We start from the raw sequence: 24,841 nt of genomic DNA, 5'->3' as shown, positions 1-24,841 counted from the left end.
CCCCGGCCGGCGCGGGGCCGGGCAGCCGGGCGCCGCGACGGCGGGCCGGTCAGAGGGTGAGCTGCCAGTCGGTCCAGGCGTCGACGGGGCGGAAGCCGAGCCGCTCGTTGATGGCGATCATGTGCCCGTTGGCCACCGCGTTGAAGGTGTCCACGAAGCGCAGCTCCAGCTCGTGGGCGAGGGCGTACCGCAGGTTCTCCACCTTCGCCAGCAGCCCGAGCCGGTGCCCCCGGTGCGCCGGGTCGACGATGGTGATCTGCTGGAACGCGTGCCACGACGCGCTGGGGCCGACGTCGAGCAGCGTCCAGGCGACCAGCCGGCCGGACGCCACGTGCACCGCCCCGTGGTGGTAGCGGCGGCGGCCCCGGGCGTCGAGCGCCCGTTCCATGCCCCGCATCCGCTCGACGTCGATCCGCTCCGGCTCCCAGTCCAGGTCCCCCAGCGGGGCGTCGGTCATCAGCCGGCCTTCGAGGTGGGCCACGTCGGCGACGTACTCCTCGGGGGCGGGCCCCCGCCAGCGGACGGTGCGGTAGCCGGCGGCGCGGGGCCGGGCTTCGGCGAGCAGGGCGTCGAGCGCGGCCGGGTCGAGCCGGGCGGCGTCGAGCCGGCGGCGGACCTCGGCGAGCGCCGGTCGCCCGCCCACCGCGGCGGCGAACGCTCCGCCGGCCCCGTCGCGTCCCGGCCCGTCGGGCAGGGCCGAGACGGCGATCCCGACCATCCGCTTGCGCCCCCGCTCGCGCAGCACCCGCAGGCCGTGCTCGTGCAGTGCCCGGCCGACCCCGTGCCGGCGGCGCGCGGGGTCGACGAACAGGTACATGGCGGCGTTGTCGGTGTTGTCGAGCTGCGGCAGGTCCAGGGCGAGGTAGCCGGCCGGCACGCCGTCGCGGTGGGCGAGCGCCCAGACCGGCACGCAGCCTGGCATCGGGTGGCGGAGCGCGGCCTCGAGCCGTCGCCGGCACAGCGGCGGGAAGTCGGGGACGTCCGCCGCGTCGGCCGCCGCCCTGATCCGGTACGCCGCGTCGACCGCGCTCTGGTCGGCCGGGTCGATCGGCGTGATGGTGATGCCCATGGGCTGAGGGTGACCCGGCAAAGACGATCGGGCCAGCGAATTAATCGCCGGCCCGATCGGACGTGGTCGGGAGGGACGATCGCACAACGCCTTCGGCGTTGGGTCGCAAGAACTGAAAGTCTTCGGCGAAACGCCCTCCCGCACGGAGCATCTTGCGCCGTCCGGTTCGTGCCGTCAAGTCCTCGCCGGCGGGTTTCTCTCACCCAGGGCAAAAAGTCGGTTACTCGGTGGATCCGCCCTATCCCTCGTCCGGGCGATCCACCCATCCACCGGACGGTCGGGGCGGCGGGCAGGGCCGGCGGTGACGGCATACGGCGCGCTTCCGGGCCGGGGCAGGGAAGGGCCGCATGCCGCACCAGGGCCGGTCGAGCAGGTCAGCCGAGCAGGCCGGCGTCCCGGGCGGCCCGCAGCGAGGGCTTGATCCGGTGGGTCGGGCCGACCTGGCCGGCGACGGCGTCGATGGTCTTCAGGCCTTCGCCGGTGTTGAACACCACAGTCTCCGCCGTCGGGTCGAGCCGGCCGGACTCGACCAGCTTGCGCAGCACGGCCACGGTCACCCCGCCGGCCGTCTCGGCGAACACCCCGGTCGTCCGGGCCAGCAGCCGGATGCCGTCGCGGATCTCGTCGTCGTCGGCGTACTCCATCCAGCCGTCGGTGCGCCGGACCGCCTCCAGGGCGTACAGGCCGGCGGCCGGATCGCCGATGTTGAGCGACTTGGCGATGCCGGTCGGCCGGACCGGGGTGATGATGTCGGTGTCGGCGTGCAGGGCGGCGGCGATCGGGTTGCAGCCGGCGGACTGGGCGCCGAAGACCTTCCAGCCACCGACCGGGGCCTCGACGAGGCCGATCTCGACCAGCTCGCTGAACGCCTTGTCGATCTTGGTAAGCAGCTCGCCGCTGGCCATCGGGATGACCACCTGGGCCGGGATGCGCCAGCCGAGCTGCTCGGCCACCTCGTACCCGAGGGTCTTGGAGCCCTCGGCGTAGTACGGGCGGACGTTGACGTTGACGAACGCCGTGTCCTCGAACTCGTCGGTCTCCACCAGCTCGCCGCAGAGCCGGTTCACGTCGTCGTAGGAGCCGTCGATGGCGACCAGTTCGCCCCCGTAGACGGCGGTGGTGACCACCTTGCCCGCCTCCAGGTCGCTGGGGATGAACACGACCGAGGGGACCCCGGCGCGGGCCGCGTGGGCGGCGACCGAGTTGGCCAGGTTGCCGGTCGAGGCGCAGGCGAACCGGGTGAAACCGAGCGCCCGGGCGGCGGTGAGGGCCACCGAGACCACCCGGTCCTTGAAGGAGTGGGTGGGGTTCGCGCTGTCGTCCTTGACCCAGAGCGGGGCGGTGATGCCCAGCTCGGCGGCGAGGTTGGGCGCGGCGACCAGCGGGGTCAGCCCCGGGTCGACGGTGACCCGGGTGGCGGGGTCCTGGCCGGCCGGGAGGAGGGCGGCGTACCGCCAGATGTTCTGCGGTCCGGCCTCGATCTGCTCGCGGGTCACCCGGGCCAGGGCGGCGGCGTCGTAGTCGACCTCCAGGGGGCCGAAACACTCGTAACAGGCGTGCTGCGCGGCGAGCGGGTAGCGCGCGGTGCAGGCCCGGCAGACCAGGGCGCGGGCGGGGCTGGCGGTGGTGTCGATGCCGGAGGCGGCGAGGGTCGACGTCATGTCGAGGAGGTCCTCTCATCTTTCCCCGCATCGCACCCTGCGGCGGGGACGGAATTGGCACCTGTCCGCACCGCTCGTCGTCGAGCGCGCGCGGGTGGTTGCCGGGGCTTCGTCGGGCCGTATCCCTCTGCCCCTCTGGATGAGGTATTCAGTTGTGCGCCCGAGTCTACGGCGGATCGCCGGCTCCGCCACTGAAGGTTCCAGCGTGTGGGCCGCTTCGGGGCATTGAATTGATCACACCGTCACCGTGGGAATCGGCATCAACACCATCCGCGACGTTGGCCTTGATCAATTCCAAGGGGGGACCCGCATGGGGGCTGGCCTGGGGTTTCTACGCTCACCGCGTGACGTACCCCCCGACACCCGGTTTCCCCGGGCCGCCCCAGAAGTCCCGCGGGCTCAGCCGGACGACCCGCACCGTGATCATCGTGGTCGCCGTGGTGGCACTGCTCTGCTGCGCCGGCGCGATCGGCGGCGGCCTCTGGCTGTTCCGCACCGTGCAGGGCACCATCACCCCGGCACGGGACGCCGCGACCGCCTACCTGGACGACACGAAGGCGGGCGACTACCCGGCCGCGTACGCCCGGCTCTGCGAGCGACTGCGCAGCCGGCAGACCGAGGCGCAGTTCACCCGGGCCCGGCAGGCCGAGCCGCCCCTGGACGAGTACCGCGTCACCAACACCCAGGTACACACCAGCAACGGCGACACCAGCGCCGAGGTGACCGTCAGGATCGCGAACCGGAACAGGGTCATCAGCCTGGTCAAGGAGGGTGGCGACTGGCGGGTCTGCGGGGGCTGACCGGGTGGCCCCCGCCGGCCGGGCCCCTGCGTCGACGGGGCCGGCCGGGGCCTTGATCGCCCGGGTGGCGCGGGGCCGCTACGGTGCGGGAAGCCCACCCCCCGAGAGAGGAACTGGCCGATGCGCCGGACCCTGCCCAGCCTCGCGATCCTCGCCCTGGCCTGCCTGTTGACCGCGGGTTGCGACCCCGGGGGGTCGACCTCCTCGGCGGGTACGACCACCGCCCCGGCCGCCGACGACCCGGCCGACCCGGCGGAGGACGGCCCGGAGCAGGCCCCGGCGACGACGGGCCCCGCCGCACCGCCGGAGCCGACCGTCGCCGGCACCACCGCCGCGCCGCCGCTGCCCGCTCCGAAGAAGGTGCCCGCCCTGACCTGCAAGCAGCTCGCCGGCGCCCACGTCGGCAGCACCAAGGTCCCCTACCAGGGATACGCCGACTACCTCCCGCTGGCCGAGGGCGTCTGGTCCGGCGAGGACGGCGACACGGTCACCCTCCAGAAGCCCTGCGGGATCGGCGACCTCGACGGCGACGGCGCGGCGGACGCGGTCGGCGCGGTCGCCCTCAAGAGCGGGGGCAGCGGCACCTTCTACACCCTCGTCGTGTGGCGCAACGCCGACGGTGAGCCGGTCTACCAGAGCCTGGCCGAACTGGACGACCGGACCCCGGTCGTCTCGATCACCGTGTCGGGCGGCCGGGCGAAGGTCGTCTGGCTGACCCGCTCCGCCGAGCGCAGCATGGCCGAGCTGGACATCCGGCGCACCTCGCACTACCAGCTCTCCGGCAGCACGTTCACCGAGGTCAGCCACACCGACGAGCCGTACAAACCGTAGCGGCGGGGGGACGACTCAAGCCGGCACTGACCGCTTGCCGGGCACCGGGGCCGCGACGGCGGGCTCCCGACGGCGGCGGAGCAGGCTGTCCAACGCCCAAGTGCCGGGGCCGAGCACCGCGACGAGCGCGAACGACCAGCAGAACAGCGCCGCCAGCTCGCCGCCGTTGCGCAGCGGGAGCAGCCCGTCGGGCTGGTGCACCACGAAGTAGGCGTACGCCATCGAGCCCGAGGCGACCAGCGCGGCGGGCCGGGTGAACAGCCCGGCCAGCACCAGCACGCCGCAGGCTGCCTGGATCAGCGCCGCCCACCAGCCCGGCCACTCGCCGAACGGGACGGCCTGGCCGGTGCCCCGGGCACCGCCGAGCACGCCGAACAGCGACGACAGCCCGTGGCACAGGAAGAGCAGGCCGACCACCATGCGGAACAGGGACAGGACGAGTCCACCGAGTCGGTCGAACTTCATGCGACACCTCCAACGACATTGATCGATGCGTCCAGCATGCGAGAAGGGGCGGGGGGTGTCCACGGCATCCCTCCCTGTGGGAACGCTCCCACGGTGACGCGTCGGCCGCTCCGGCGCCGGCCGGGGCGCGGCGATCGAAATACGGGGATGCCCGGATTCCGATACGGCGGACACACAGCCGGAGTTCGCGGTGCCCGCCGCGAGCGCGGATGCGCGCACCCGGCGATCCGACTGGCCCGACGCAACGCCGAGAACGCGCTCGACCTAACCGGCGACGCAAGACCCCGGCAGGCCGCGGGGCGGTCGGGAACGGGCATCCGCCCGCCCCGACCGCCCAGTGGCTAGACCCGTCAGTTCATCGGGTACGGCGAGCCGCAGCTACGACCGTTGGCGTAGCCGGGCACGTTGACGAAGGCGATCGCGTCGTACGCCACGTCCACGGTGCCGTCGGCTCCGGCGATGATGTTGTCGAGCTGCACCTTGGCCCCGGGGTAGAGCCACATCCAGCCGAGCGAGACCCACTTGTCGTCAGACGCGCTGACGTTCTGGTCGATTTCGCAGATGACCTGGGTGTCGGTCCCGCCGGCCCCACCGTTGCCCTGGGAGATCACATACTCCACCTGTTCGTTCGCCCCGTGCGAGGGCAGGTGGACGATGATCTCGTAGTCGTCGGAGGGCAGGTCGGTCGTCCACGTCCCCAGGACGCGGTGGTGCATCGCATCCTTTCCCTGGTTCTGTTGCCCGTCGTACGAGTGCGTGAACCATGTGTGGCCGAGGTAGCCGGCACCCAACTGGTGCAGGTCGACCTGCCCGTAAAGCCCGGCCGGAGAGCCAAACGGCTTACCGGTGCGCAGGGTGAACTTCCCGCCTCTGGGCCGGCCCGCGCACCCGAGCCGGTTCACGCCCGATTCGCTGTTGAGGTTGTCGATGACGGCCGCCACCGTACCGATGTCCGCCTGGAACGGCGTGCACGAGGGCGAGTACACGTAGATGACCGGCGGCTCGGGCGCGGTCAGCGAGTGGGCCAGCTTCCCGGTGGCGCACTTGGCCGCACAACCGTCGCCCCAACTGGTCGTGCCGTGCCACCAGCAGTTCGAGTTCCAGGAGGGACACGGGTCGGCGGCGTTGGGCGTGCAGTAGTTGACCGACCCGCAGAACTGGAAGCGACCGGGCAGTTGTAGAAGGTTGCCGGAGCCCACGCCGAAGTTCGGCTTCTCGTACTTCGTCAGCGGAGGAATCCACTGCCACTGCGGGGTCTCCGCCCATCCCATGATCTTCTCGGGGTAGGACCAGTCGGCCGGGTGGCTGGCGTCGTCCAGGGAGGCGCGCAGGAACGGGGTGCGGTTCGCCTTGTAGGTCGGGTTGGCAGGGTTGTTGAACCAGCCCACGCCGTACGGGCCGCCGGTGTTCTGGTAGACCCCGGAGTTGTACCCCCAGACCGCGAGGAACCAGTTCTCGATGTACCGCGGGTCGTTGTTGTTCAGCTGCGAACCGGTCGCCTGGACCTCCTGCCACTTCTGCACCAGGATCTTCAGCCCGGCGGCGATGTTCGCCATGTAGTCGACTGCGATGGCCTGCTGCTGGGAGGAGTTGTACGTCGTCTGCCCGCTGGCCATCCCGTCGGTCACCTGGGAGATGCCGTAGCCGCAGTCCGCCTGGGCGTAGTCGATGATCTTGATGTTCTCGCCGTGCGGGCGGTTGCCGTAGTAGTCGGAGATCAGCGGGTTGCCGGCGTCACCCGGCACCGCGTGCCACGACGCCTGCGCGAGGTTCGTCTCCTGGGCCAGGATCGCCAGCATGAGCTGGGCCGGAACGAGCGGCGAGCCCGCCGGCAGGTTGAACATCACCTGCGGCTTGTAGGTCGGGATTCCCGGGATGGTCCGATCGACGCGCAGCAGGTTGTTCACCGCCAGGTCGACGGCCCACTCGACCTGGTTGGCGCTGGGCTGAAACACCTGGTAGTACGGGTTGTTGCGGGGGATCACACACTTCGGTTGACCCGGATCGGTCGGAACGGTGAGGGCCGCCATCCCCGCAGCCACCGGCCCGGCCATCGCCGTCGCATCCGCCGCCGCCCGGCGCTCGGTGCGGACCAGACCCGACCGGACCGCGCCAGCCTTCGGCGCCTGTACGGTGACCCGCAGCTCACCGGCCCCCGTCGCCCGTCCGGACATCCGCGCGTCATGCTGCTCGGTGATCATGCCCTGCACGACAAGGTGCCCCTCGCGGGAGACCGCAAGCGCCGACCGGCTGCTGGGCAGCAGGACGAGATCCGCGGCCGAGCCCTTCGCCAGGCCGTCGATCTCCCCGATCAGGGCGTTGCGTCCCCCGGAAAGGCCGAGCAACTCCAGTTGCTTGCCCCGGGAGGTGCCGAGGTGGGTCAGCCGGCCCGCCCGATAGCGGTACGCCGCCGACCGCTCCGCCGCGCCGTCGGGCTTGACGGTCAGCAGGTCGACAGCGCCGTCGGCGGTCGCCCGGACGGCGTACGGCTGTCCGCCCGGCGTGGCGAGCCGGGTCAGCCGGCCGCCCTTGCCGACCCGGACCAGTCCGCCGCGGACCACACCGTAGTCACCGTCGGCGGCGGGCGCGGGGGTGGTGAACTGGGCCTTGATCCGCCGGGTCTCGGTGACCCGGCCCGCCGCGGCGTCGACGGTCAGCAGGTCGGTCTCCTGGTGGTCACGACCGATGGCCCGGGTGAGCAGGACCCGGTCCCCGGGACCGCACGCCGGGTTGAAGTAGGCGAGCTGGACGCCACGGACCACCTGGCGGGTCTTGCCGGTCCGCACGTCGACCACGGCGGCGTACGCGCCGGCCAGCATGCGGGCCGGCTTGTTGGTCGCGATCACAGGGGCGTACACCACGGCGGCGTACCGGCCGGAGCCGGTGAGGCAGACGTAACCGGTCCAGCTGCCGACCCCGTTCTGGCCGTCGTTGAGGGTGGCGAGAGTGGACCAGGCGAAGGCGTCCTTCTCCCGGGCCAGGTAGACGTGGAAGCCATTGGTGTCGCCGGCCCCGGCGACCAGCAGGTCTGACGACCTCTGGTAGCCCCGACCGAGCGCGGTGACCGGGTCAGCGATGGACGCCTGGCTGCCGGTGCCCGGCGTCGGGGCGGCCGGCGCGGCGGCGGAGACGGTCTGCGGGGCGACGGCGACCGTCGCGCCCAGTACGAGTGTCGACATCAACGCCCGAAGGCGGGTGGCACGCATGAAGGGGTCCTTCCTGGAGGGCGAGGGAGACCAGGGCGGGGTGACGACTGACATCAGTGCCAGTTGGAACATCCGCCGCTTGCGCCCGCGCCGGTGCTCTCCGGGTCGGGGTCGATGTCCTGCGGGGTCGGGTACAGGTCCGCGTAGCAGATCTTCACCGAGTAGTCCCAGCTGGCCATGACCGTGCGGTACGTCTTGGTCGTCCCGGCCACCAGCGTGAAGTGCGCGCCGGAGCCGTGGCGCTGGATCGCCCCCTTGCCGCCGTACTGCGGCTGCGACCACAGTTGAAGGATCAGGTAATTGAAGTCGCTGGGATCGCGTTGGAAGACGAACTCCCCCCAGGCCGCCTGGCAGCCCCGGGACCGGTAGATGGTGGCGCGTCCATTGACGTCGAGGGAGCCCATGTCGATCTCCCTGACCTTCACCTGGTCGTCCCGGCAGCCCCATTCGCCGGGCCAGTTACCGTTGCACTCCCATCCGCTGCATCCGGGCACCGCCTGGGCAGGCCCCGAGGCGACAGCGGTCGTGGTGACGATGAGGAGAGCGGTCAGGAGTGCGGTCAGCACCGCGTGCAGGCGTGTTCGGCCCATCGACATACCCCCGTGGCATGAGTAGGAAACTGACGGTTACCGTATCGGCACACAGCGACACAGTGACAGGGTTGTATGAAGGTCATGGCTGTGATAGACATCGACTCGCCTGCCGTCCCGGCGGCCGGCGCGCAACGGGGGAGAACGAATTGACGATGCCGACATGACGTCCGGGTCCGACGACGCACAGCCCACGACAAACGACGCACCGGCCGCGACACCCGAGCCACCCGCCCGGTCCCACCGCCGGCTCCTGCTCGCTGCTGCCGGTGGCGTGGTGGCCGCCGCCCTGGCCGGCGTGCTGGCCGCCACCGTGGGGCTCACCGGCCACGACGGCCGGCCCGGCGACGCCGCCCCGGCCGGAGACTCCGCCGCCGCACCACGCCCCGACCTGACGAACGGCCCGAGCACGACGAGCGGCCCCGGCTCGGCACCGTCGGTGACGGCGCCCGCGTCGCGCCCGTCGGACCCCGTCGCCACTCCGGTTCCGGGCCGCTCGTTCAACTTCCAGGGCCGGCCGCCAGTTCCCGGCGTCGACCCCGACGCGATCGTGTCCGAACTGGCCCGACGGTGGCAGCTCACCTTCGTCTTGAGCGACCTGTACGGGGTGGGCACCCGCAGGTCCGGCGGACGACAGAACAAGGAACACGGTCATCGGCAGGCGATCGTCGTCGCCGACCAGGACCACCGACTTCGGACCCTGGTCTGCCGGGCGGGCAACGCCGACGGGGGCCCGCTCAGCGCCGAGGGTTGGCGGTTCCTCGACGACTGCGTGGTGCGGGCCTACCCCGCCGGGGCGAACCGGACCGCCCTCGCGTCGTGGCTGGACGGCCACCTGCCCCGGGGCGGGCCCGCGACGGCGGGCGGCACCGACCTACGGAAGGAGCAGACCGTGATCGGCGACTGCGGGGTGACGCTGGAGTACGGCCCCGGCCTAGTCGCGGTGGAGGTCTACGGGGCCGGCTCACCCGCGCAGCCGGCCCGCGAAAGCGGCGGTCAGCTCAGCTCGTGATGTCCTTGCGGGTGAACCGCCAGAAGGCCAGCGACCAGAACAGCGTGGCGTAGGCGATCGCCGAGATGCAGCCGCGCACCACGTCGTCGGTCTGCACGGGCGTCGACAGGAGCCCCAGCCAGGCGTTGGCGTAGTGGGTGGGCAGGAACGCCCGGATCCCGCCGAGCGCGGTGATCTGGTCCAGGATGCTGGACAGGATCCACAGCAGCACCGCACCGCCGACCGCGCCGAGTGCCGCGTCCGTGACGACCGAGAGCAGGAACGCCAGCCCGGCCACCGCCAGCAGGACGACCGCCAGGTAGCCGAGCACGGCCAGCAGCCGCAGCAGCCCCTCCCCCGGCTCCAACTGGGCCGCCACCTGGCTGCTCAGCGGCTCCCAGCCGTACCGGAGGGTGCCGGCGAGCAGGGCGGTGCCGGCGAGCAGCAGCAGGGCCAGCCCCGAGTACGCGAGCGCGACCACCAGCTTCACCGCGAGCAGCCGGGCCCGGGGCACCGGGACGGCCAGCAGGTAGCGCAGGCTGCCCCAGCTCGCCTCGCTGGCCACCGTGTCGCCGCAGAACAGCGCCACCACCACGACCAGCAGGAACGATGCCGAGACCAGCAGCGCGAAGAGGGTGAAGTTCAGCCCGCCCGAGGTGGCCAGGTCGGACAGGCTGGCGAACTCGCCCCCGCCGTTGCGGTCGTCCTCGCCGGAGTCGAACTGGAACGCGATCAGGATGATCAACGGCAGCAGCACCATGAACCCGAGCGCGAGCTGGGTACGCCGCCGGGACGCCTGCCGGCGGAACTCCGCCGCGAACGGCAGGGTGGCCGAGGGGCGGTAGCCCGCCGCCGCGCCCACCGTGGAGGACGACTGCGCCATCACCGGTCCCCGCTTCCCCGAGAGTTCTCGCCCACCAGGGCGAGGAACGCGTCCTCCAGGCGGCGGCGCGGCACCACCCGGTCCACCCCGATCCCGGCCCGGACCAGTTCGGCCACCACCTCGCTGCGCGCGGTGCCGTTGGTGTCCACCACCAGGTTCCCGTCGGAGTCCGGCAGCACCGTGACCCCGTCGAGCCGGCCCAGCACGTCGCGCGCGGCGGCCGGGTCGGTGACGTCGAGCAGCACGCTCGGCGACTCGCCGACGATGTCCTCGACCGGGCCGGACGCCACGATCCGACCCTTGTTGACCACCACGGCGTGGGTGCAGGTCTGCTCCACCTCGGCGAGCAGGTGGCTGGAGACCAGCACGGCCCGCCCGTCGGTGGCGTAGCGCTGGAGCACCCGGCGCATCTCGGCGATCTGCGGCGGGTCCAGGCCGTCCGTCGGCTCGTCGAGCACCAGCAGCTCGGGCAGGCCGAGCATGGCCTGGGCGATGGCCAGCCGCTGCCGCATGCCGTGGCTGTACTTACGGGTCTTGCGGTGCACCGAGTCGCCGAGCCCGGCGATCTCCAGCGCCTCGTCGAAGTGCGCGTCCGCCCACGGCCGGCCGGTGGCCCGCCAGTACGCCTTGAGGTTGTCCAGGCCGGACAGGTGCGGCAGGAAGCCGGGGCCCTCGACCAGCGACCCGATCCGGGACAGCACCGGCGAGCCGGGCACCAGCCGGCGGCCGAAGACGTAGATCTCCCCGGCGGTCGGCTGGGTCAGCCCCATCAGCACCCGCAGGGTGGTGGTCTTGCCCGCGCCGTTGGGCCCGAGCAGGCCGACGACCTGGCCGGGGTGCACCTCGAAGTCGACGTTCGACACGGCGACGAAGCCGTCGGCGTACTCCTTGCGGAGCTGCCGGACGGCCAGCGGGACGCCCGCGTACTCGGGGTGGACCGAGCTGTCCTGGCGGCGGTGCCGGCGGCGGGCCAGCAGGACGACCGCGACGAGCCCGACGGCGATCGCGGCCAGCAGCCCGGCGAGCACCCAGCGCCAGACGACAGCCGTGGTGGGGATCGGCTCGCCGGCCACGGTGGGCAGCACGACCGGGCCGTCGCCGGCCGCCACGGTGTAGACGGTCGGCGCGACCGGCGTGGTGTACGCCTGGTCGGTGGTGGCCACCGTGATCCGCAGCCGGTGCCCGGCCTCGATCCGGCGGACGATCGCCGGCAGCGTCACGGTGACCGGCGTCGCGGCACCGACCTCCGTCGGCAGCCCGGCGAGCCGGACCGGGGCGACCAGCCCGTTCGGCAGGGTCGCCGCGCCGGTCGGGTCGACGTCGTAGAGCTTGACGAACAGCACCGCCTCGCCGGTGGGCGACGCCGCCCGGATCGAGACCGTCGGCGCGCCGGCCACGTCCACCGCCTCGGCCAGCGGCTCCGACTCGAACCGGGCGTGCTGGCCGGGGACGTCGCCGGCCACCCCGTCCAGCAGCGAGCCGAGCGCGCCGGCGAACGGCACCGACGAGATGGCCGCCGGGTTGCCGTTCGGCGGGTTCGCGACGGGCTGGGCCGGGCCGGTCACCGCGACCTCGCGGCGTCCGTCGCCGGCCAGGCCGGGGTAGTCGGCGGTGCGGAAACCGGTGGCGACCAGGCCGCGGTCGAGGGCGTCGAAGCCGGCGATCCGGGAGTACGTGAAGTCGTCGCCCGGGGCCGACCCCTCGCCCTTGACGTAGTGGTCGAGCCACTGGACGGTCAGGTACTTCACCCGGTCGGAGTCGTTGCGCGGCCCCGCGCCGCCGTCGTGGCCGCCGGTGTACCAGGCGACCCGGACCGGGGTGCCGTTCGCCGCGATGCCGCGCGCGTTGGCGTCCGCCTCGGCGATCGGGAAGAGGCTGTCCGCCTCCCCCTGCACCAACAGGGTCGGCGCCTTGATCTTGTCCAGCACCGGGGCCGGGCTGGACCGGCGCAGCAGCTCCACGTCGGCCGGTTCGGCCCGCCCGGTGGTGGCGATCCGCAGGTACGCGGCGCAGACGTCGGCGGCGAACCGGCCGCAGGCCGGGTCCGCCGCGCCCGCCGGGGTGCGCCCGGAGCCGGTGCCCGGCCCCGAGCCCGGGGCCGGGCTGGGCGGCCCGGCCGAGGCGGGGGCGCCCTCCGGCTCGGCGGCCGAGGTGCCGGAGAGCCCGGCGGGGCCGGAGCCGGCGTTGCCGCCGCCGCCGAAGAAGATCCCGGCCCAGCCCTTCTTGAACACGCCGGAGGTGGCGTCCCTGCCGGTGCTCTCCGGCAGGAACGCGCGGGACAGGTCGTTCCAGGTGATCATGGGGACGATCGCGTCGACCCGCCGGTCCTGGGCGGCCAGCAGCAGGGCCAGGCCGCCGCCGTACGAGCCGCCCACCACGCCGACCCGGGGGTCGCCGGGGGCGTCGGTGCGCACCTCCGGTCGGGCGGCCAGCCAGTCCAGCAGGCGCTCACCGTCCCGCACCTCGTGGTCGGGGCTGTCCAGGTGGATCTGGCCGCCGCTGCGGCCGAAGCCCCGGGCGGTCCAGGCGAGCACGGCGTACCCCTGGGCGGCCAGGTCCTCGGCGTCGGCCCGGACCGACTCCTTCGTGCCGCCGAAGCCGTGCGCGAGCAGCACCGCGGGCACCTTGCGGCCGGCCGACGCGTCGTCCGGCAGGTAGAACGTGGTGTCCAGGTCCACCGGCTCGTCGCCTGCCGGCCCGGACCGGACGGTGACCAGCGCGGTCTCGGTGCGGAAGCCGGCCTCGTCGGGCCGGGTCGCCCACACCACGGCGGCGGCCACCAGCACGGCCGCCGCCGACCCGGCGACGATCCGGCGGCGGCGGGTGCCCAGGGCCCGTCGGACCGGCGCGACCGGCAACGGCGATCTCATGGGGCACAACGGTACGGGGCAATTCCTGAGCGTTGGCTGAGATCCTCCGTACGTCCGTCCGGTGAGGCCGATCGGCGGCCGGATCGGATCGACCGCGCAGGGTACGGCGCGGCCCAGTGAGATGAATTCGGATCACGTGAATTCCGATGTTCCTCCCAAAATCACATCCGATCCATCCATGTCAACCGAACCGTCGACACCAAGAGTGCAACCGGACCACACAGGGTGTGACATCGCTCGAAGTGACGCAGAACTGACCGACCGGCGGCTCTGCCGGCCCTGCCTGGTCGGTTAGTTTTCCGGTCCGGTGAGCGGGACTGCATCGGCGACCCCCGACACCTGCCCGTCCCCGCCGTCGCCGGAGGAGCCATCCATGACCGTCCCTGCGGAGCGGGTCCCTCGACGGCCCGCCCTCCCGGGTCGCGTGCTGCCGCTGCTGCTCGTCGTGGCACTGCTCGTGCCGGTGGCGTTCCTCTTCGCCCAACAACGGCGGCTCACCGACGACGCCCGGGGGCTGGCGGTCCGTGAGCGGATGGGCGTGGAGTACCTGCGGGCCCTCGGCCCCGTCACCCTGGCCCTGGTCGACGCCCAGTCAGCCGCCGTCGCCGGGCGGACCGCGTCCCGCGAGGCGCTGAACCGGGCGGTGCAGGATGCCGCCTCGCTGGACACCCGCATCGGCGACCAGCTACGCACCCACGACCGGTGGACCGGCCTACGGGCCAAGCTGGGGACGCTGCCCGACCGGACGCTGACCGATCCGGAGGCGGCCTTCGTCGCATACGGCGAGGTCACCGACCTGCTGCTGGCCCTGCACCGCAAGGTGCGGGAGGGTTCCGGGCTGATGCGGGACCCGCAGTCGGACTCGTTCTTCCTCCAGGACGCCGTCAGCGAGGAGCTGCCCGAGGCGCTCGTGACCGCCGGCCGCCTCACCGACCTGGCCACCCTCGCCGCCCGCCGCCCCGCCGCCGAGCGGATCCGCACCGGGCCCGAGCTGGCCGGCCTGCGGGTGGCCGCCCTCACTCCCGCCACCGACCTGGTCGCCGACCTGCGCGCGGCGGTCGACAGCACGGAGAGCACCAAACTCGGCGCCAACGTGCTCACCCCGCTCGACAACTACCAGCGGGCCGTCGAGCGGCTCGCCGCGCTCTCCGCCCCGACCGGCCAGACCGGCACCGAGGATGCCCCGGGGCTGGGCGGGCTGACCGAACTCACCGCCGCCCGGAACAACGCGCAGAGCGCCGCCAGGCAGCTCCAGCCGGTCATCCTCGACGAGCTGGACGTGCTGCTGCGGGAACGGATCGACGGGATCGACCGGGAGCGGTGGCTGGCCGGGGCGGCTCTCGGGGCGGCCGTCCTGCTGGTCGCCGCGCTCGGGGCGATGCTGCTCGCCGCGTACCGTCGCGCCCGCCGGCGGGCCGTCGGGGAGCACCGGGCCGACGAGAACGCCGGCGCGTCGCCGGGCGGCACGGGCTGGGAGCCGCCGGGCGAGCCCCGGGGACCCGCCCCGCTCGGCACGCTCGCCCCGGCCGAGCCCCGGACGCTCCAGCCGGCAGGGCGAGGGCACGCCGCCGGCACCGGACGGTGGGGGCCCTTCGATGCTGCTCGGTAGGCTCCGCATCCGGGGCAAGCTCGCCCTGCTGGTGATCATCCCGCTGCTCAGCATGGTCGGGCTCGCCGTGCCGGTGGTGCTCGACCGGATCGCCGCCGCCGGGCGGGCCGCGGACACCGCCGAGAGCGTCCGGGTGGCCAGCCGGGTCGGCACGCTGGTGCAGGACATCCAGCAGGAGCGCCTGCTCTCGGTCGGGCTGCTGCTCGGCCGGGTCACCCGCACCGAGCTGATCCAGGCGTCGGCCGCCGTGGACGACCGGGTCGCCGACCTGCGCGCCGAGCTGGGCGACCAGCTCCCCGCCCGGGTCGCCGGCGCCCTGGACGGGGTACGACGACTGGCCGACCTGCGTACCGCCGTGCTGGCCGGCCGGGCCACCCCCACGCAGGTCATGGAGATCTTCGGCCCGGTCTCCATGACGCTGATCGAGTCGCTGCGGCTGCCCTGGCAGGTCGACACCACCACCACGATCGGCCAGCAGGTGCTGGCCCTGGACGCCCTGCTGCGCGCCGACGAGTGGATCGGGGCGTGCGCCACCCTGATCGTCCTGGTCCGGGCCACCGGCGACCCGCAGGTCTCCGCCAGCTACCTCGCCTGCATGGCCAAGCTGAACGTGAACAACGAGCGGTTCCGCAGCCTGATCACCCCGGAGCAGCGCCAGCTGGCCCTGCTCGACGACGCGGCGGTGGCCGCCCGGACCAGCCCGGCGTTCCTCGCCCACAGCGTGCGGGACCCCGTCGCCGCGATCTCGATGATCCCGCTGGACACGCTCTTCCCGTCGGTCCGCTCGATGATCACCCTCGGCCAGTTCGTCGAGAAGAAGATCATCGCGGACGTCACCACGCAGGTACGGGCCGACGAGCAGCGGGCGCTCGTCGCCGCCTGGCTGGTCGGCGACGCGGCGTTCGTCATCCTGCTGGTCGTGGTGCTGCTCAGCGTGGCGGTGGCCCGGACGGTGGCCCGCCCGCTGACCCGGCTCACCCACAGCGCCGATCGGGTCGCCCGAGCCGCCGAGGCCGAACTGGTCCGGATCGCCGACGACGAGATCGAGAGCGTCCCGCCGATCCGCCTCGATCCGGTCGACGTCCGGGGGCGGGACGAGGTCGGTGAACTGGCCCGCGCGTTCGAGCGGGTGCAGACCACCGCGGCGCGGCTGGTGGAGCGGCAGGTCGCCGGGCGGCGCAACGTGGCGCAGATGTTCGGGCACGTGGGACGCCGCACACAGAACCTGGTGGGCCGGCAGCTCGCGCTCATCGACCAGCTGGAACGGCAGGAGACCGACCCGTCCCGGCTGGAGCACCTGTACCGCCTCGACCACGTCTCCAGCCGGCTGCGCCGCAACGCCGGCAGCCTCGTCGTGCTCTCCGGGTCGGCCGACGCCGACGGGCACGTCGCCCCGGTGCCGCTGGCCGACGCGGTGCGCCTCGCCCTCGGCGAGATCGAGGACTACACCCGGGTCGACGTGCAGATCCCGCCCGGAGTGTCCGCGGCACCGGCGATCGTCGGCGACCTGGTGCTGGCGGCGGCGGAGCTGATGGAGAACGCCACCGTCTTCTCCCCGCCGCACACCCGGGTGACGGTCACCGCCGCGCCGACCGAGGGCGGGGTCCGGCTGTCGGTGGTGGACCGGGGCATCGGGATGACCGAGGAGCGGCTGGCCGAGGCGAACGCCCGGTTCACCCGCCGGGAGCGGCTCGACCTCGCCCCGACCGAGGTGCTCGGCCTGTTCGTGGTGGGCCGGCTGGCCCGCCGGCACGGCTGGACCGTGGATCTCGTCCCGACCGCTGTCGGCGGGGTCACCGCCCGGCTGGAGATCCCGTCGGCGCTGCTGGTCGTCCCGCCGGCCGACCGGGCGGGGGCCAACATGGCCCGGGCGTCGGTGCCGGACCGGGACCGACGGACCAGCCCCGCCCGGCCGGAGCCGATCGGCCCCAGGCGCCCCCTGGCCGCCGTCGCCGCGTCGCCCCACCCGACGGTCGGGGCCGACCCGCTCGACCCGACGGCGTCGCCCGGGTTCGACCCCGGGCTGCTCAGCCGGGCCACCCGGTCCATGGAGTCCGGACAGTCCTGGAACGCCTTCGGGGCCGGCGTCGGGGCCTTGACCGCCGGGGCCGCCGGGGCCGCCGGGCCGGACCGGACCGGGGCTCCCGCCGCCGGCCCGCCGCCACCCGTGATCACCCCGCCGACCGCCGACGTCACGCCGGTCGTGTCCGGTGCCGCCGCTCCCCCGGCGGCCTCCGGCGCGGCCCGGCCGCCCCGTGACGGCGCGGCGGTCGGCGGGGCCGGCCCCGCCGGAGCGCCGCCGCTGCCCGTGCGGACCCGGGGCACATCCTTCCCCGCCGGGCCGCTGTTCGGCAGGCCCAGCGACCGGACCGGGCCACCGGCCGGGCCGCAGACTGGGCCACCGGCCGGGCCGCAGACCGGGCCCCCGCCCCGGGCGGGAGCGGGCGCCGGGTCGGCCCCGCTGGTCGCCGGGCCGGGTGGGTCGGTGGCCGGTGCCCTGCGCGGCGGCTCGGGCATCCGGCAGCGTGTCCCCGGGGCGAGCCTGCCCCGCACCGGGCCGGCGGCCGGCCCGGTGGACGCGTCCACCGCCGATCCGGCCGCCGCCCGCGCCCTGGTCGAGGAGTTCGAGGCCGGGGTACGCCGGGCGGGGCTGCAGACCCCGACCGGCGACCCGGCCGCGGCGGACGCGCCGCCGGTTTCGCCCCGGCTGAGCCGGCGGGTCCCCGGCGCCAACCTGACCGTCTCGCCGCCCCGACCCCTGCCGGTCTCCGACCCCGGCGACCCGGCCGAGGTGCGGGACCTGATCAACCAGTTCGAGGCGGGCGTCGCCCGTGCTCTGCGCGAAGTCTGTCCAGCCCGCCGTCATGAAGAGGGATCAACACGGTGACCAGCCCGTTCCTGCACGACAACGTCGAGCACCAGAACCACCCCGACGCCGGGGACCTCAGCCCCGAGGCACGGACGTTCAACTGGCTGCTGGACTCCTTCACCTCCAGCACCGCCGGGGTGATGGAGGCGATCGCGGTCTCCTCCGACGGGCTGCTGATGGCCATGTCGGCGATCAAGGACCGGTCGAACGCCGAACGCCTCGCCGCCGTGGTCTCCGGCATGACGAGCCTCGCCGGCGGCGCGGCGAGCTGGTACGCCCTCGGCGGGCTGAACCGGGTGATCGTCGACATGACCGACGGCTACCTGTTGATCAGCGCGATCAGCAGCGGATCCGTGCTCGGGGTGGTCGCCGACCGGTCGGCGAACCTCGGCACCGTGGCGTACGAGATGACCCTCTTCGCCGGGCGGGCCGGCGGCGCCCTCACCCCACGACTGATCGTCGAGCTGAAGAACGCCGTCCAGCAGTGAGTTCGGACGCCGCCGGCACCGGGCCGGATCCGGAACCCACGGTCCGGATCCGGCCCTACCTGCGGGCGTCGTCCCCGGGCGGCGACGGCGGGCCGGGCGGCGTCCCTGGCGCGCCGCCCGGCCCCGGGCCGGAGCGGCCGGCCGGTCCGCGCCCGTTCGTGCTGACCGCCGGCCGGGTGGCCGGGGCGGACCCGGCGATCGGACTGGAGACCCAGGTGACCGCCCGGGTGGAGGCCGGCGGGTGGCACGCCGCACCCGCGTCCCGGCTCGCCCCGGAGCTCCAGGCGATCATCGCGCTCTGCGGCGAGCCGATCTCGGTCGCCGAGATCTCGGCCCGGACCCGCATGCACTTCGGCGTCACCCGGGTCCTGGTCGGCGACCTGCGGGGCGCCGGCCACCTCGACGTGCACGTCGGCACGGCCGAGGACGCCCTTGACCCCGACATCATTTTGCGAGTGATTGATGGACTCCGTGCGATCTCCTGAATGGCCGGCGGCCCCGCTCGGCGGGCTCGCCGCCAACAGCGCCACCACCCGCTACGGCACTCCGGCGGGCACCGCGCCGGCCACCGGACGGGCCACCCCGTCGGACCCGCCCCCGACAGCTCCACCGTCGCCGTACCGGCCGCCGGCCGGGCCGCAGCACGCCGCGCCGGACCGCGGTCCCAGCCGGGTCGCCCCACCGATCCCGGTCAAGATCCTCATTGCCGGCGGGTTCGGGGTCGGCAAGACCACCACGGTCGGGGCCATCTCCGAGATCACGCCGCTGACCACCGAGGCGGAGATGACCAGCGTCGGGATCGGCGTCGACGACCCGGGCGGGCGGTCCGGCAAGACCACCACCACGGTGGCGATGGACTTCGGCTGCGTGACCATCGACCGCAGCCTCAAGCTCTACCTCTTCGGCACCCCCGGCCAGGCCCGGTTCGGATTCATGTGGGACGACCTGGCCCGGGGAGCGCTGGGCGCGCTGGTCGTGGTGGACAGCACCCGGCTGGACGACTGCTATCCGGCGATCGACTTCTTCGAGCGGTCCGGGCTGCCGTTCGTGGTCGGGGTGAACGCCTTCGACGGCCGGCTGGCCCTGGACCTCACCTCGATCCGGTGGGCCCTGGCCATCGGCGACCAGGTGCCCCTGATCCGGTTCGACGCCCGGGACCGGCTCTCGGTGCGGGACGCCCTGCTGGTCGTCCTGGACCGGGCGCTGGACCGGGCCACCCGGGAGGGCCGGGACTGAACGAGCCCTGCCTCGGGATCCGATTCACCGGAAGGGGTGGCGACATGAGAGGCGACCTGGACGAGACACTCGCCCGGCTGGCCCGGCGCGAGGAGGCACTCCGGCGGCGGGGCGCCGAGCCGGCCGAGGAGCCCGACCGGAAGACGGCAGCCCCGTCCGCCGCCGACCCCGCCGGGGTGCCGTCGGGAAGCGACGCCGGGCGGGGCCGGCCGGGTGGGGCAACCGCCCCGAGCCGGCCGGCGAGCGACCCCGTCCCGGTCCCCCCGGAGGGCGGTGACGTCGGCCCGAGCGGGACGGCGACCGGCACCCCGCCGGACCGGTCGGGCGGGGACGCAAACCGGCTGGCCGGTTCGCCGGGCCGGGCAAGGGTCCTCCGCGCCCTGCCGGGCGGCCCAACGGGCGGCACGGCAGGCGGCCCAACGGGCGGCACGACGGGCGGCACGACGGGCGGCACGACGGGCGGCACGACGGGCGGCACGACGGGCGGCACGACGGGCGGCACGACGGGCGGCACGGCAGGGGCTGCCTGCGGCACGACGGCCGCCTCCGTCGGGCGGGACCCGGTGGCGGAGGTCGCCGAGGCGGTCGCCCGGGTGGTGGCGACGCATCCCGGCGTGACGGTCACGGTCCGGGTGGAGCACGACGGGCAGGCGTACCCGCTGCGGGTCGGCTGGTCGGGCGGGCAGGTGACGGTCGGCGCGGAGGCGGCCACCGTCCCGCCGCCGGTCTGGCCGCTGTCGGTCAGGACCGTGCCGGCCTGGGTGCCCGAACCTGACCGGCTCACGGCGGACCCGGCGGCCCGGCTTGCGGAGCTGATCCGGCGCGACCAGTCCCTGCCCGGCGACCCCGACGACCGCCCCTGATTCCACCGCACTGAACCCCACCGCTCTCCTCCGACGGCCGACACCGACCGGCGACGAACGTGTGGGCGACGGCCTGGGGCGGCCCGGCCCCCGCCCGGCGACGCTTGTGCGGGGTCTTCCTTTTCCCGGCGGCTACCCTCGGGCGATGGCCGCACCCGACCTGACCCTCACCGCCAGCCTGCGCCCCGCCGCGCTGGACGCCCGGCGCGGCGTTGTCCGGCTGCACCCGGAGGTGCTGACCGCACTGGCGCTGCGGCCCGGCGACCCGGTCCGGCTGGCCGGGCGGCGGGTGACCGCCGGCATCGTCGCCCCGGCCGGGCCGGCCGCGAGCACCGCCCTGCTCTACGCCGACGATCTGCTGCTGGGCAACCTCGGCATCCGCGACGGCGGGCAGGTGACGGTGAGCCGGGTGCCGGTGGTCCCCGCCCGCCGGGTGACCCTGGCCGGGCCGGTCCAGGTGGTCGCCGCCGTCTCCCCGGAGATGCTACGGCTCGCCCTGCTCGGCAAGGTGGTGACCGCCGGGGACGACGTCTCCCTGCTGCCCCAGGACGTGCTGCCGGACGCCTCCGTGCGGACCCTCGTCGAGGCAGCCCGGCGCAGCCTCTCCAGCACGGTCGGGTACGCCTGGACCAGCACCCTGCTCACCGTGACCGCCGCCGAGCCGGGCTTCGGGGCGCTGGTCACCATGGACACGGTGGTCGGCTGGGAGCACGGCCAGACCACCCGGACCGGCGGTCGGCCCGGCGCGGCCCGGCCCGGCACCGGGCCGGACGGCGGTACGGCCGACCGCGCCGGACGGACCGACGCCTCGGCCGACCGGGTCGCCGGGACCGACGAGCCGGCCGACGACGCGGGCGGGGCCGACGACGCACCCGGTGTGGACGAGCTGCCCGGGCTGCGGGCCCAGGCCGAGGAGTTGACCGAGCTGCTCGACCTCGGGTTCCACCACCGGGAGGTGCTGGGCCGGCTGAGCACCGCCGTGTCGCTCGGGGTGCTGATCGCCGGCCCCGCCGGGTCGGGCAAGTCCGCGCTGGTCCGGGCCGTCGCCGCCCGGGTGGGCGCGACCGTCCGCCCGCTCTGGGCCCCCGAGCTGGCGGCGCTCACCAACGACGCGGCGGCGCGACGGCTGCGCGCCACCGCCGACGAGGTACGCGGAAACGGCCCGGCCGTGCTGCTGGTCACCGACGTGGAGGCGCTCGCCCCCGCCGAGAACCCCGGGCCGCTGTCCACCGTCTTCCGGCAGTTGCTCGCCGAGACCGTTCGGGCCGGGACGGCGGTGGTCTGCACGACCAGCCGCCCCGAGGCGGTCGACCCCGCGCTGCGCGCGCCGGACCTGCTCTCGCTGCGGATCACCGTCCCCCTGCCCGACCAGGCACTGCGCCGGGAGCAGCTCACCGTGCTGACCCGACAGGTGCCGCTGGCCGGGGACGTCCGGCTCGACGAGGTCGCCGGGCGTACCCCGGGGTTCGTCGCCGCCGACCTGGCCGCGCTGGTCCGCGAGGCCGGGGTACGGGCGGCTCTGCGGCAGAAATCGGCCGAGTCGCCGACGGTGGCGATGACCGACTTCACCGCCGCCCTGGAGGTGGTCCGGCCGACCACGATGGCCGGCTCCACCCTGGAGCTCGCCAACGTCACCCTCGACGACGTGGGGGACATGGTCGAGGTCAAGGAGACGCTGACCGAGTCGGTGCTCTGGCCGCTGACCTACCCGGACACCTTCGCCCGGCTCGGGGTGCAGCCGCCGCGCGGGGTGCTGCTCTACGGGCCGCCCGGCTGCGGCAAGACGTACCTGGTCACGGCGCTGGCCGGGTCGGGCCGGGCGAACGTGCTCTCGGTGAAGGGCGCGGAGCTGCTGTCGAAGTGGGTCGGCGAGAGCGAGCGGGCGGTCCGGGAGCTGTTCCGCCGAGCCCGGGAGGCCGCCCCGACGTTGGTGTTCCTCGACGAGGTGGACGCGCTCGCCCCGGTGCGCGGGCAGGCCAGCGACGGGGGCACCACCGACCGGGTGGTCGCCGCCCTGCTCACCGAGCTGGACGGGGTGGAGTCGCTGCGCAACGTGGTGGTGGTCGGTGCGACCAACCGCCCCGACCTGGTGGACCCGGCCCTGCTGCGGCCCGGCCGGCTGGAGCGGCTGGTGTACGTGCCCCCGCCGGACGGGGCGGCCCGGACGGAGATCCTGCGCGCCGCCGCCCGCAACGTCCCGCTGGCCGACGACGTCGACCTAGCCGCGCTCGCCGACGGCCTGGACGGCTTCTCGGCCGCCGACTGCGCGGCGCTGGTCCGGGAGGCCGCGCTCGCCGCGATGCGGGAGTCGCTGACCGCGTCGACGGTCACCGCCGGGCACGTCGAGTCCGCGCGGCGGCGGGTCCGGCCGTCCCTGGACCCCGGCCAGGTCGCCTGGCTGGCGGCGTACGCGGAGGGCCGGGCGGCGCGCTGAGGACGGGCCGGCGCGGCGGCGATCGGCCGGTCGCGGCCGGGTCGGTCCGCCGCGCGATCGGCCGGTCGGGCCCGGGTGGTCAGTCCGTCGGCAGCAGCGGGCCCGGGTGGTCAGTCCGTCGGCAGCAGCGGGCCGAGGGGGCCGAGGTCCAGGTTCAGGTCCTCGGGGGCCAGGCCGAAGTACTCCCGCAACCCGGTCATCTGTTCCTCGAGCGCCATGAGCGTGACGCCGATCCGCTCCACCTGTTCGCCGGTGAGGTCGCCCACCTCGACCCGGCGCAGCGCCTGGCGTTCCATGAGCTGTCGCAGCAACTCGATCACGGTGAGCACGAGGCTGGCCAGCCCCCGCTCGACGGAGTCCGGGTCCACGGCGAGCCGCCGATTCAGCGGCGTCACCCGGGGCGCCCGCCATTGCGGCTCGTCGAGGGCGGCGTCGTCGAGGGCGGCGGCCAGCTCCCTCGCCTCCTCCCACCGGACGATGCCGCCCGGCCCGGCCGTGCCGTCCCGCCGGGCTCCGGCGTCCCGACCGGGGTCGGTCCCGGTCATTCCGCCGCCCCGTCGGCCAGGCCGGACGGGTACGGCCCCGCTGTCACAGGCGGTTCCGGCGGGACGAGCGCGCCGATCGAGGCGACCAGCGCCCGCAGAGAGATCCGCACCAGATCGACGTCGGCGATGGCGATGGTGATGTCCCCGGAGACCACCACGCCCCGGGCGAGCACCCGGTCGAGCACGTCCACCAGCGCCACCGACCGGTACGCCAGCGGGTCGTCCGCGCTGCTCGGCGGGAGGTCGGTGGTCACCATGCCGGCCCCTTGACGGTCAGCGCCGGCTCCGGCGGGCGGTCCTCGGCGAAGGAGTACGCCGGCCAGGGGCCCGTGAGCTCCAGGCGCACCTCGGGGTGCCGGCCGGCCAGCGCGGCGACCAGGCCGGTGAACCCGCCGAGGGTGGGGACGTCCACCAGGTACGCCCCGTTGAGCACCATCGCGGTGGGCGCACCGGAGAGTCGGCGGTCCTGCGGGGCGTGCCGGCGGGCGGCCACGGCGTACCCGGCGAGGGCGTCGTGCACGGCCGCGGCGGCCTCGGCGGCGGCCCGCTGCCCCTCGTCCCGGGCCGTCAGCTCGGACCGGCGTCGCCGCAGGTACGCGGCCCCGGCCCCCTCGGGCGTGGCCCCGCCGCCCGCGGCGGCGCGGGCGGTGGCGCCCGGCACGGCGTACCCCTTGACGCCCCACTCGGCGCGGCCGGTGAGCCGGTCGAGGGTGGCCGCCAGCTCGGCCCGGCGTTCGGCGAGCAGCCGGGCGACGCCCCGCTCGTCGCGGTAGACGGTGGCGAGCCGGGTCGGCACCACCGCGCCGGCCCGGGACAGCGCGGCCACCACCTCGTGGTGCGCGCGCGCGGCCCGCTCCAGCCAGGTCAGGTCCTCCAGGTTGCGGCGCAGCGCCTCCTCGCCGTACTCGGCCGGCGGCGCGGTGCTCACCACGGCGACCAGGCCGGCGGCCGGCACGGCCCGCAGCGGCCCGCCGTCCATCCCGGTGACGGCGGCCAGCGTGGCCGGGTCGGCCTCGCGGGCCACCCCGTGCAGCCAGTACCCGGCGGGCCCCGGGTCACCCGGAACGGGCTCAGCGCTCATCGCGGTCCTCCCCCAGCACGGCGGCCCGCCGGGCCACCCGGGGCCGCCGTTCGGCCTCGACCTCCTCGGGGTCCCGGGGGCCCGGCTCCACCGGCGGGCGGGCCCGCGAGCTGAGCCACGGGTCGTGCTCCCACCAGTCGATGCCGATCTGCCGCGCGGTGTCGACCGACGCGATGACCAGGCGCAGCTTCAGCGTCAGCAGCTCGATGTCGAGCAGGCTCACCCGGATGTCGCCGGCAATCACGATGCCCCGGTCGAGCACCCGTTCGAGGATGTCGCCGAGGTTCGCCGGCTCGTGGCCGGCCGGCAGCACCTGGCCGGAGTTCTGCACCACCGACGGACTGGTCATC

At 74.6% G+C, this 24,841-nt stretch carries 21 protein-coding genes and 1 riboswitch; of the genes, 10 read left to right on the top strand and 11 right to left on the bottom strand.

The window, feature by feature from the left end; all coding sequences use genetic code 11:
- Positions 1–49: 49 nt before the first annotated feature.
- Both ABT023_RS04485 and thrC read right to left on the bottom strand, forming a co-directional pair.
- Entirely contained in the window at positions 50–1,069 is a 1,020-nt protein-coding gene (locus ABT023_RS04485; RefSeq protein ID WP_350881603.1) for a GNAT family N-acetyltransferase, read from the bottom strand.
- A gap of 374 nt (positions 1,070–1,443) precedes the next feature.
- Positions 1,444–2,730, bottom strand: a complete 1,287-nt coding sequence (thrC, locus tag ABT023_RS04480; protein ID WP_350881601.1) for a threonine synthase — start codon at positions 2,728–2,730, stop codon at positions 1,444–1,446.
- A 12-nt stretch (positions 2,731–2,742) separates the two neighbouring features.
- Positions 2,743–2,876: riboswitch (SAM riboswitch) on the bottom strand.
- A 198-nt stretch (positions 2,877–3,074) separates the two neighbouring features.
- Here thrC and ABT023_RS04475 point away from each other — a divergent pair.
- Both ABT023_RS04475 and ABT023_RS04470 read left to right on the top strand, forming a co-directional pair.
- Positions 3,075–3,530: an Rv0361 family membrane protein gene (locus tag ABT023_RS04475; protein WP_350881599.1), complete on the top strand. Its 456-nt coding sequence runs from the start codon at positions 3,075–3,077 to the stop codon at positions 3,528–3,530.
- 120 nt (positions 3,531–3,650) lie between these two features.
- Positions 3,651–4,361, top strand: a complete 711-nt coding sequence (locus tag ABT023_RS04470) for a hypothetical protein (protein WP_350881597.1) — start codon at positions 3,651–3,653, stop codon at positions 4,359–4,361.
- Positions 4,362–4,376: 15 nt separating this feature from the next.
- Here the strand turns inward: ABT023_RS04470 and ABT023_RS04465 are convergent, their stop codons facing one another.
- The 3 genes from ABT023_RS04465 to ABT023_RS04455 all read right to left on the bottom strand — a co-directional run bounded on the left by ABT023_RS04465 (position 4,377) and on the right by ABT023_RS04455 (position 8,622).
- Positions 4,377–4,826 (bottom strand): DoxX family protein, encoded by a 450-nt coding sequence (locus ABT023_RS04465; RefSeq protein ID WP_350881596.1) that lies wholly within the window; start codon positions 4,824–4,826, stop codon positions 4,377–4,379.
- Positions 4,827–5,176: 350 nt separating this feature from the next.
- Positions 5,177–8,032, bottom strand: a complete 2,856-nt coding sequence (locus tag ABT023_RS04460) for a hypothetical protein (protein WP_350881594.1) — start codon at positions 8,030–8,032, stop codon at positions 5,177–5,179.
- Between the two features lie 53 nt (positions 8,033–8,085).
- Positions 8,086–8,622 (bottom strand): hypothetical protein, encoded by a 537-nt coding sequence (locus tag ABT023_RS04455; RefSeq protein ID WP_350881592.1) that lies wholly within the window; start codon positions 8,620–8,622, stop codon positions 8,086–8,088.
- Positions 8,623–8,785: 163 nt separating this feature from the next.
- Here ABT023_RS04455 and ABT023_RS04450 point away from each other — a divergent pair, with 163 nt between their 5' ends.
- Positions 8,786–9,634 carry a hypothetical protein gene (locus tag ABT023_RS04450; protein ID WP_350881590.1) on the top strand — a complete coding sequence of 283 codons (849 nt, stop codon included), beginning with the start codon at positions 8,786–8,788 and terminating at the stop codon, positions 9,632–9,634.
- On the opposite strand, the gene ABT023_RS04445 is transcribed toward ABT023_RS04450, so the two are convergent.
- Positions 9,624–10,496 (bottom strand): ABC transporter permease, encoded by an 873-nt coding sequence (locus ABT023_RS04445; protein ID WP_350881588.1) that lies wholly within the window; start codon positions 10,494–10,496, stop codon positions 9,624–9,626. The genes ABT023_RS04450 and ABT023_RS04445 overlap by 11 nt on opposite strands.
- Entirely contained in the window at positions 10,496–13,366 is a 2,871-nt protein-coding gene (locus ABT023_RS04440) for an alpha/beta fold hydrolase (protein WP_350881586.1), read from the bottom strand. Before ABT023_RS04440 ends, ABT023_RS04445 begins: the two co-directional genes overlap by 1 nt.
- Positions 13,367–13,739: 373 nt before the next feature.
- Here ABT023_RS04440 and ABT023_RS04435 point away from each other — a divergent pair, with 373 nt between their 5' ends.
- The 7 genes from ABT023_RS04435 (at position 13,740) to ABT023_RS04405 (ending at position 22,865) form a co-directional block, all read left to right on the top strand.
- The gene (locus ABT023_RS04435; RefSeq protein ID WP_350881584.1) at positions 13,740–14,975 is read left to right on the top strand and encodes a hypothetical protein; all 1,236 of its coding nucleotides are present in this window, start codon (positions 13,740–13,742) and stop codon (positions 14,973–14,975) included.
- A complete protein-coding gene (locus ABT023_RS04430) occupies positions 14,962–17,862 on the top strand; it encodes a sensor histidine kinase (protein ID WP_350881582.1) in 2,901 nt (966 codons plus the stop codon). The genes ABT023_RS04435 and ABT023_RS04430 overlap by 14 nt, the downstream gene beginning before the upstream one ends.
- Entirely contained in the window at positions 17,859–18,332 is a 474-nt protein-coding gene (locus tag ABT023_RS04425) for a roadblock/LC7 domain-containing protein (protein WP_350881580.1), read from the top strand. The genes ABT023_RS04430 and ABT023_RS04425 overlap by 4 nt, the downstream gene beginning before the upstream one ends.
- Entirely contained in the window at positions 18,329–18,817 is a 489-nt protein-coding gene (locus ABT023_RS04420; RefSeq protein ID WP_350881578.1) for a DUF742 domain-containing protein, read from the top strand. The genes ABT023_RS04425 and ABT023_RS04420 overlap by 4 nt, the downstream gene beginning before the upstream one ends.
- Positions 18,795–19,568, top strand: a complete 774-nt coding sequence (locus ABT023_RS04415; RefSeq protein ID WP_350881576.1) for a GTP-binding protein — start codon at positions 18,795–18,797, stop codon at positions 19,566–19,568. The genes ABT023_RS04420 and ABT023_RS04415 overlap by 23 nt, the downstream gene beginning before the upstream one ends.
- A 44-nt stretch (positions 19,569–19,612) precedes the next feature.
- Positions 19,613–20,431, top strand: a complete 819-nt coding sequence (locus ABT023_RS04410) for a hypothetical protein (protein WP_350881574.1) — start codon at positions 19,613–19,615, stop codon at positions 20,429–20,431.
- A gap of 145 nt (positions 20,432–20,576) precedes the next feature.
- Positions 20,577–22,865: an AAA family ATPase gene (locus ABT023_RS04405; RefSeq protein WP_350881572.1), complete on the top strand. Its 2,289-nt coding sequence runs from the start codon at positions 20,577–20,579 to the stop codon at positions 22,863–22,865.
- Positions 22,866–22,975: 110 nt separating this feature from the next.
- On the opposite strand, the gene ABT023_RS04400 is transcribed toward ABT023_RS04405, so the two are convergent.
- The 4 genes from ABT023_RS04400 to ABT023_RS04385 are packed head-to-tail and all read right to left on the bottom strand — an operon-like array spanning position 22,976 to position 24,840.
- Positions 22,976–23,410, bottom strand: a complete 435-nt coding sequence (locus ABT023_RS04400; protein WP_350881570.1) for a gas vesicle protein K — start codon at positions 23,408–23,410, stop codon at positions 22,976–22,978.
- Complete coding sequence (locus ABT023_RS04395; RefSeq protein ID WP_350881568.1) at positions 23,407–23,667, bottom strand: gas vesicle protein; 261 nt, start codon at positions 23,665–23,667, stop codon at positions 23,407–23,409. Before ABT023_RS04395 ends, ABT023_RS04400 begins: the two co-directional genes overlap by 4 nt.
- The gene (locus tag ABT023_RS04390) at positions 23,661–24,491 is read right to left on the bottom strand and encodes a GvpL/GvpF family gas vesicle protein (protein WP_350881566.1); all 831 of its coding nucleotides are present in this window, start codon (positions 24,489–24,491) and stop codon (positions 23,661–23,663) included. The genes ABT023_RS04395 and ABT023_RS04390 overlap by 7 nt, the downstream gene beginning before the upstream one ends.
- Positions 24,481–24,840, bottom strand: a complete 360-nt coding sequence (locus ABT023_RS04385) for a gas vesicle protein (RefSeq protein WP_350881563.1) — start codon at positions 24,838–24,840, stop codon at positions 24,481–24,483. Before ABT023_RS04385 ends, ABT023_RS04390 begins: the two co-directional genes overlap by 11 nt.
- Position 24,841 lies beyond the last annotated feature (1 nt).

This window comes from Micromonospora sp. NPDC002296, assembly GCF_040296145.1.
GTDB lineage: Bacteria > Actinomycetota > Actinomycetes > Mycobacteriales > Micromonosporaceae > Micromonospora.
Note: the sequence above shows the minus strand (reverse complement) of the source record. Positions and strands in the feature narration are given on the sequence as shown.

Bases quoted from the DNA above. Each gene is read 5' to 3' on its own strand.
- ABT023_RS04460 (WP_350881594.1), bottom strand. From the start codon at position 8,032: ATGCGTGCCACCCGCCTTCGGGCGTTGATGTCGACACTCGTACTGGGC.
- ABT023_RS04430 (WP_350881582.1), top strand. From the start codon at position 14,962: ATGCTGCTCGGTAGGCTCCGCATCCGGGGCAAGCTCGCCCTGCTGGTG.
- thrC (WP_350881601.1), bottom strand. From the start codon at position 2,730: ATGACGTCGACCCTCGCCGCCTCCGGCATCGACACCACCGCCAGCCCC.
- ABT023_RS04395 (WP_350881568.1), bottom strand. From the start codon at position 23,667: ATGGTGACCACCGACCTCCCGCCGAGCAGCGCGGACGACCCGCTGGCG.
- ABT023_RS04440 (WP_350881586.1), bottom strand. From the start codon at position 13,366: ATGAGATCGCCGTTGCCGGTCGCGCCGGTCCGACGGGCCCTGGGCACC.
- ABT023_RS04465 (WP_350881596.1), bottom strand. From the start codon at position 4,826: ATGAAGTTCGACCGACTCGGTGGACTCGTCCTGTCCCTGTTCCGCATG.
- ABT023_RS04445 (WP_350881588.1), bottom strand. From the start codon at position 10,496: ATGGCGCAGTCGTCCTCCACGGTGGGCGCGGCGGCGGGCTACCGCCCC.
- ABT023_RS04435 (WP_350881584.1), top strand. From the start codon at position 13,740: ATGACCGTCCCTGCGGAGCGGGTCCCTCGACGGCCCGCCCTCCCGGGT.
- ABT023_RS04400 (WP_350881570.1), bottom strand. From the start codon at position 23,410: ATGACCGGGACCGACCCCGGTCGGGACGCCGGAGCCCGGCGGGACGGC.
- ABT023_RS04410 (WP_350881574.1), top strand. From the start codon at position 19,613: ATGAGAGGCGACCTGGACGAGACACTCGCCCGGCTGGCCCGGCGCGAG.
- ABT023_RS04470 (WP_350881597.1), top strand. From the start codon at position 3,651: ATGCGCCGGACCCTGCCCAGCCTCGCGATCCTCGCCCTGGCCTGCCTG.
- ABT023_RS04450 (WP_350881590.1), top strand. From the start codon at position 8,786: ATGACGTCCGGGTCCGACGACGCACAGCCCACGACAAACGACGCACCG.
- ABT023_RS04390 (WP_350881566.1), bottom strand. From the start codon at position 24,491: ATGAGCGCTGAGCCCGTTCCGGGTGACCCGGGGCCCGCCGGGTACTGG.
- ABT023_RS04455 (WP_350881592.1), bottom strand. From the start codon at position 8,622: ATGGGCCGAACACGCCTGCACGCGGTGCTGACCGCACTCCTGACCGCT.
- ABT023_RS04385 (WP_350881563.1), bottom strand. From the start codon at position 24,840: ATGACCAGTCCGTCGGTGGTGCAGAACTCCGGCCAGGTGCTGCCGGCC.
- ABT023_RS04405 (WP_350881572.1), top strand. From the start codon at position 20,577: ATGGCCGCACCCGACCTGACCCTCACCGCCAGCCTGCGCCCCGCCGCG.
- ABT023_RS04415 (WP_350881576.1), top strand. From the start codon at position 18,795: ATGGACTCCGTGCGATCTCCTGAATGGCCGGCGGCCCCGCTCGGCGGG.
- ABT023_RS04485 (WP_350881603.1), bottom strand. From the start codon at position 1,069: ATGGGCATCACCATCACGCCGATCGACCCGGCCGACCAGAGCGCGGTC.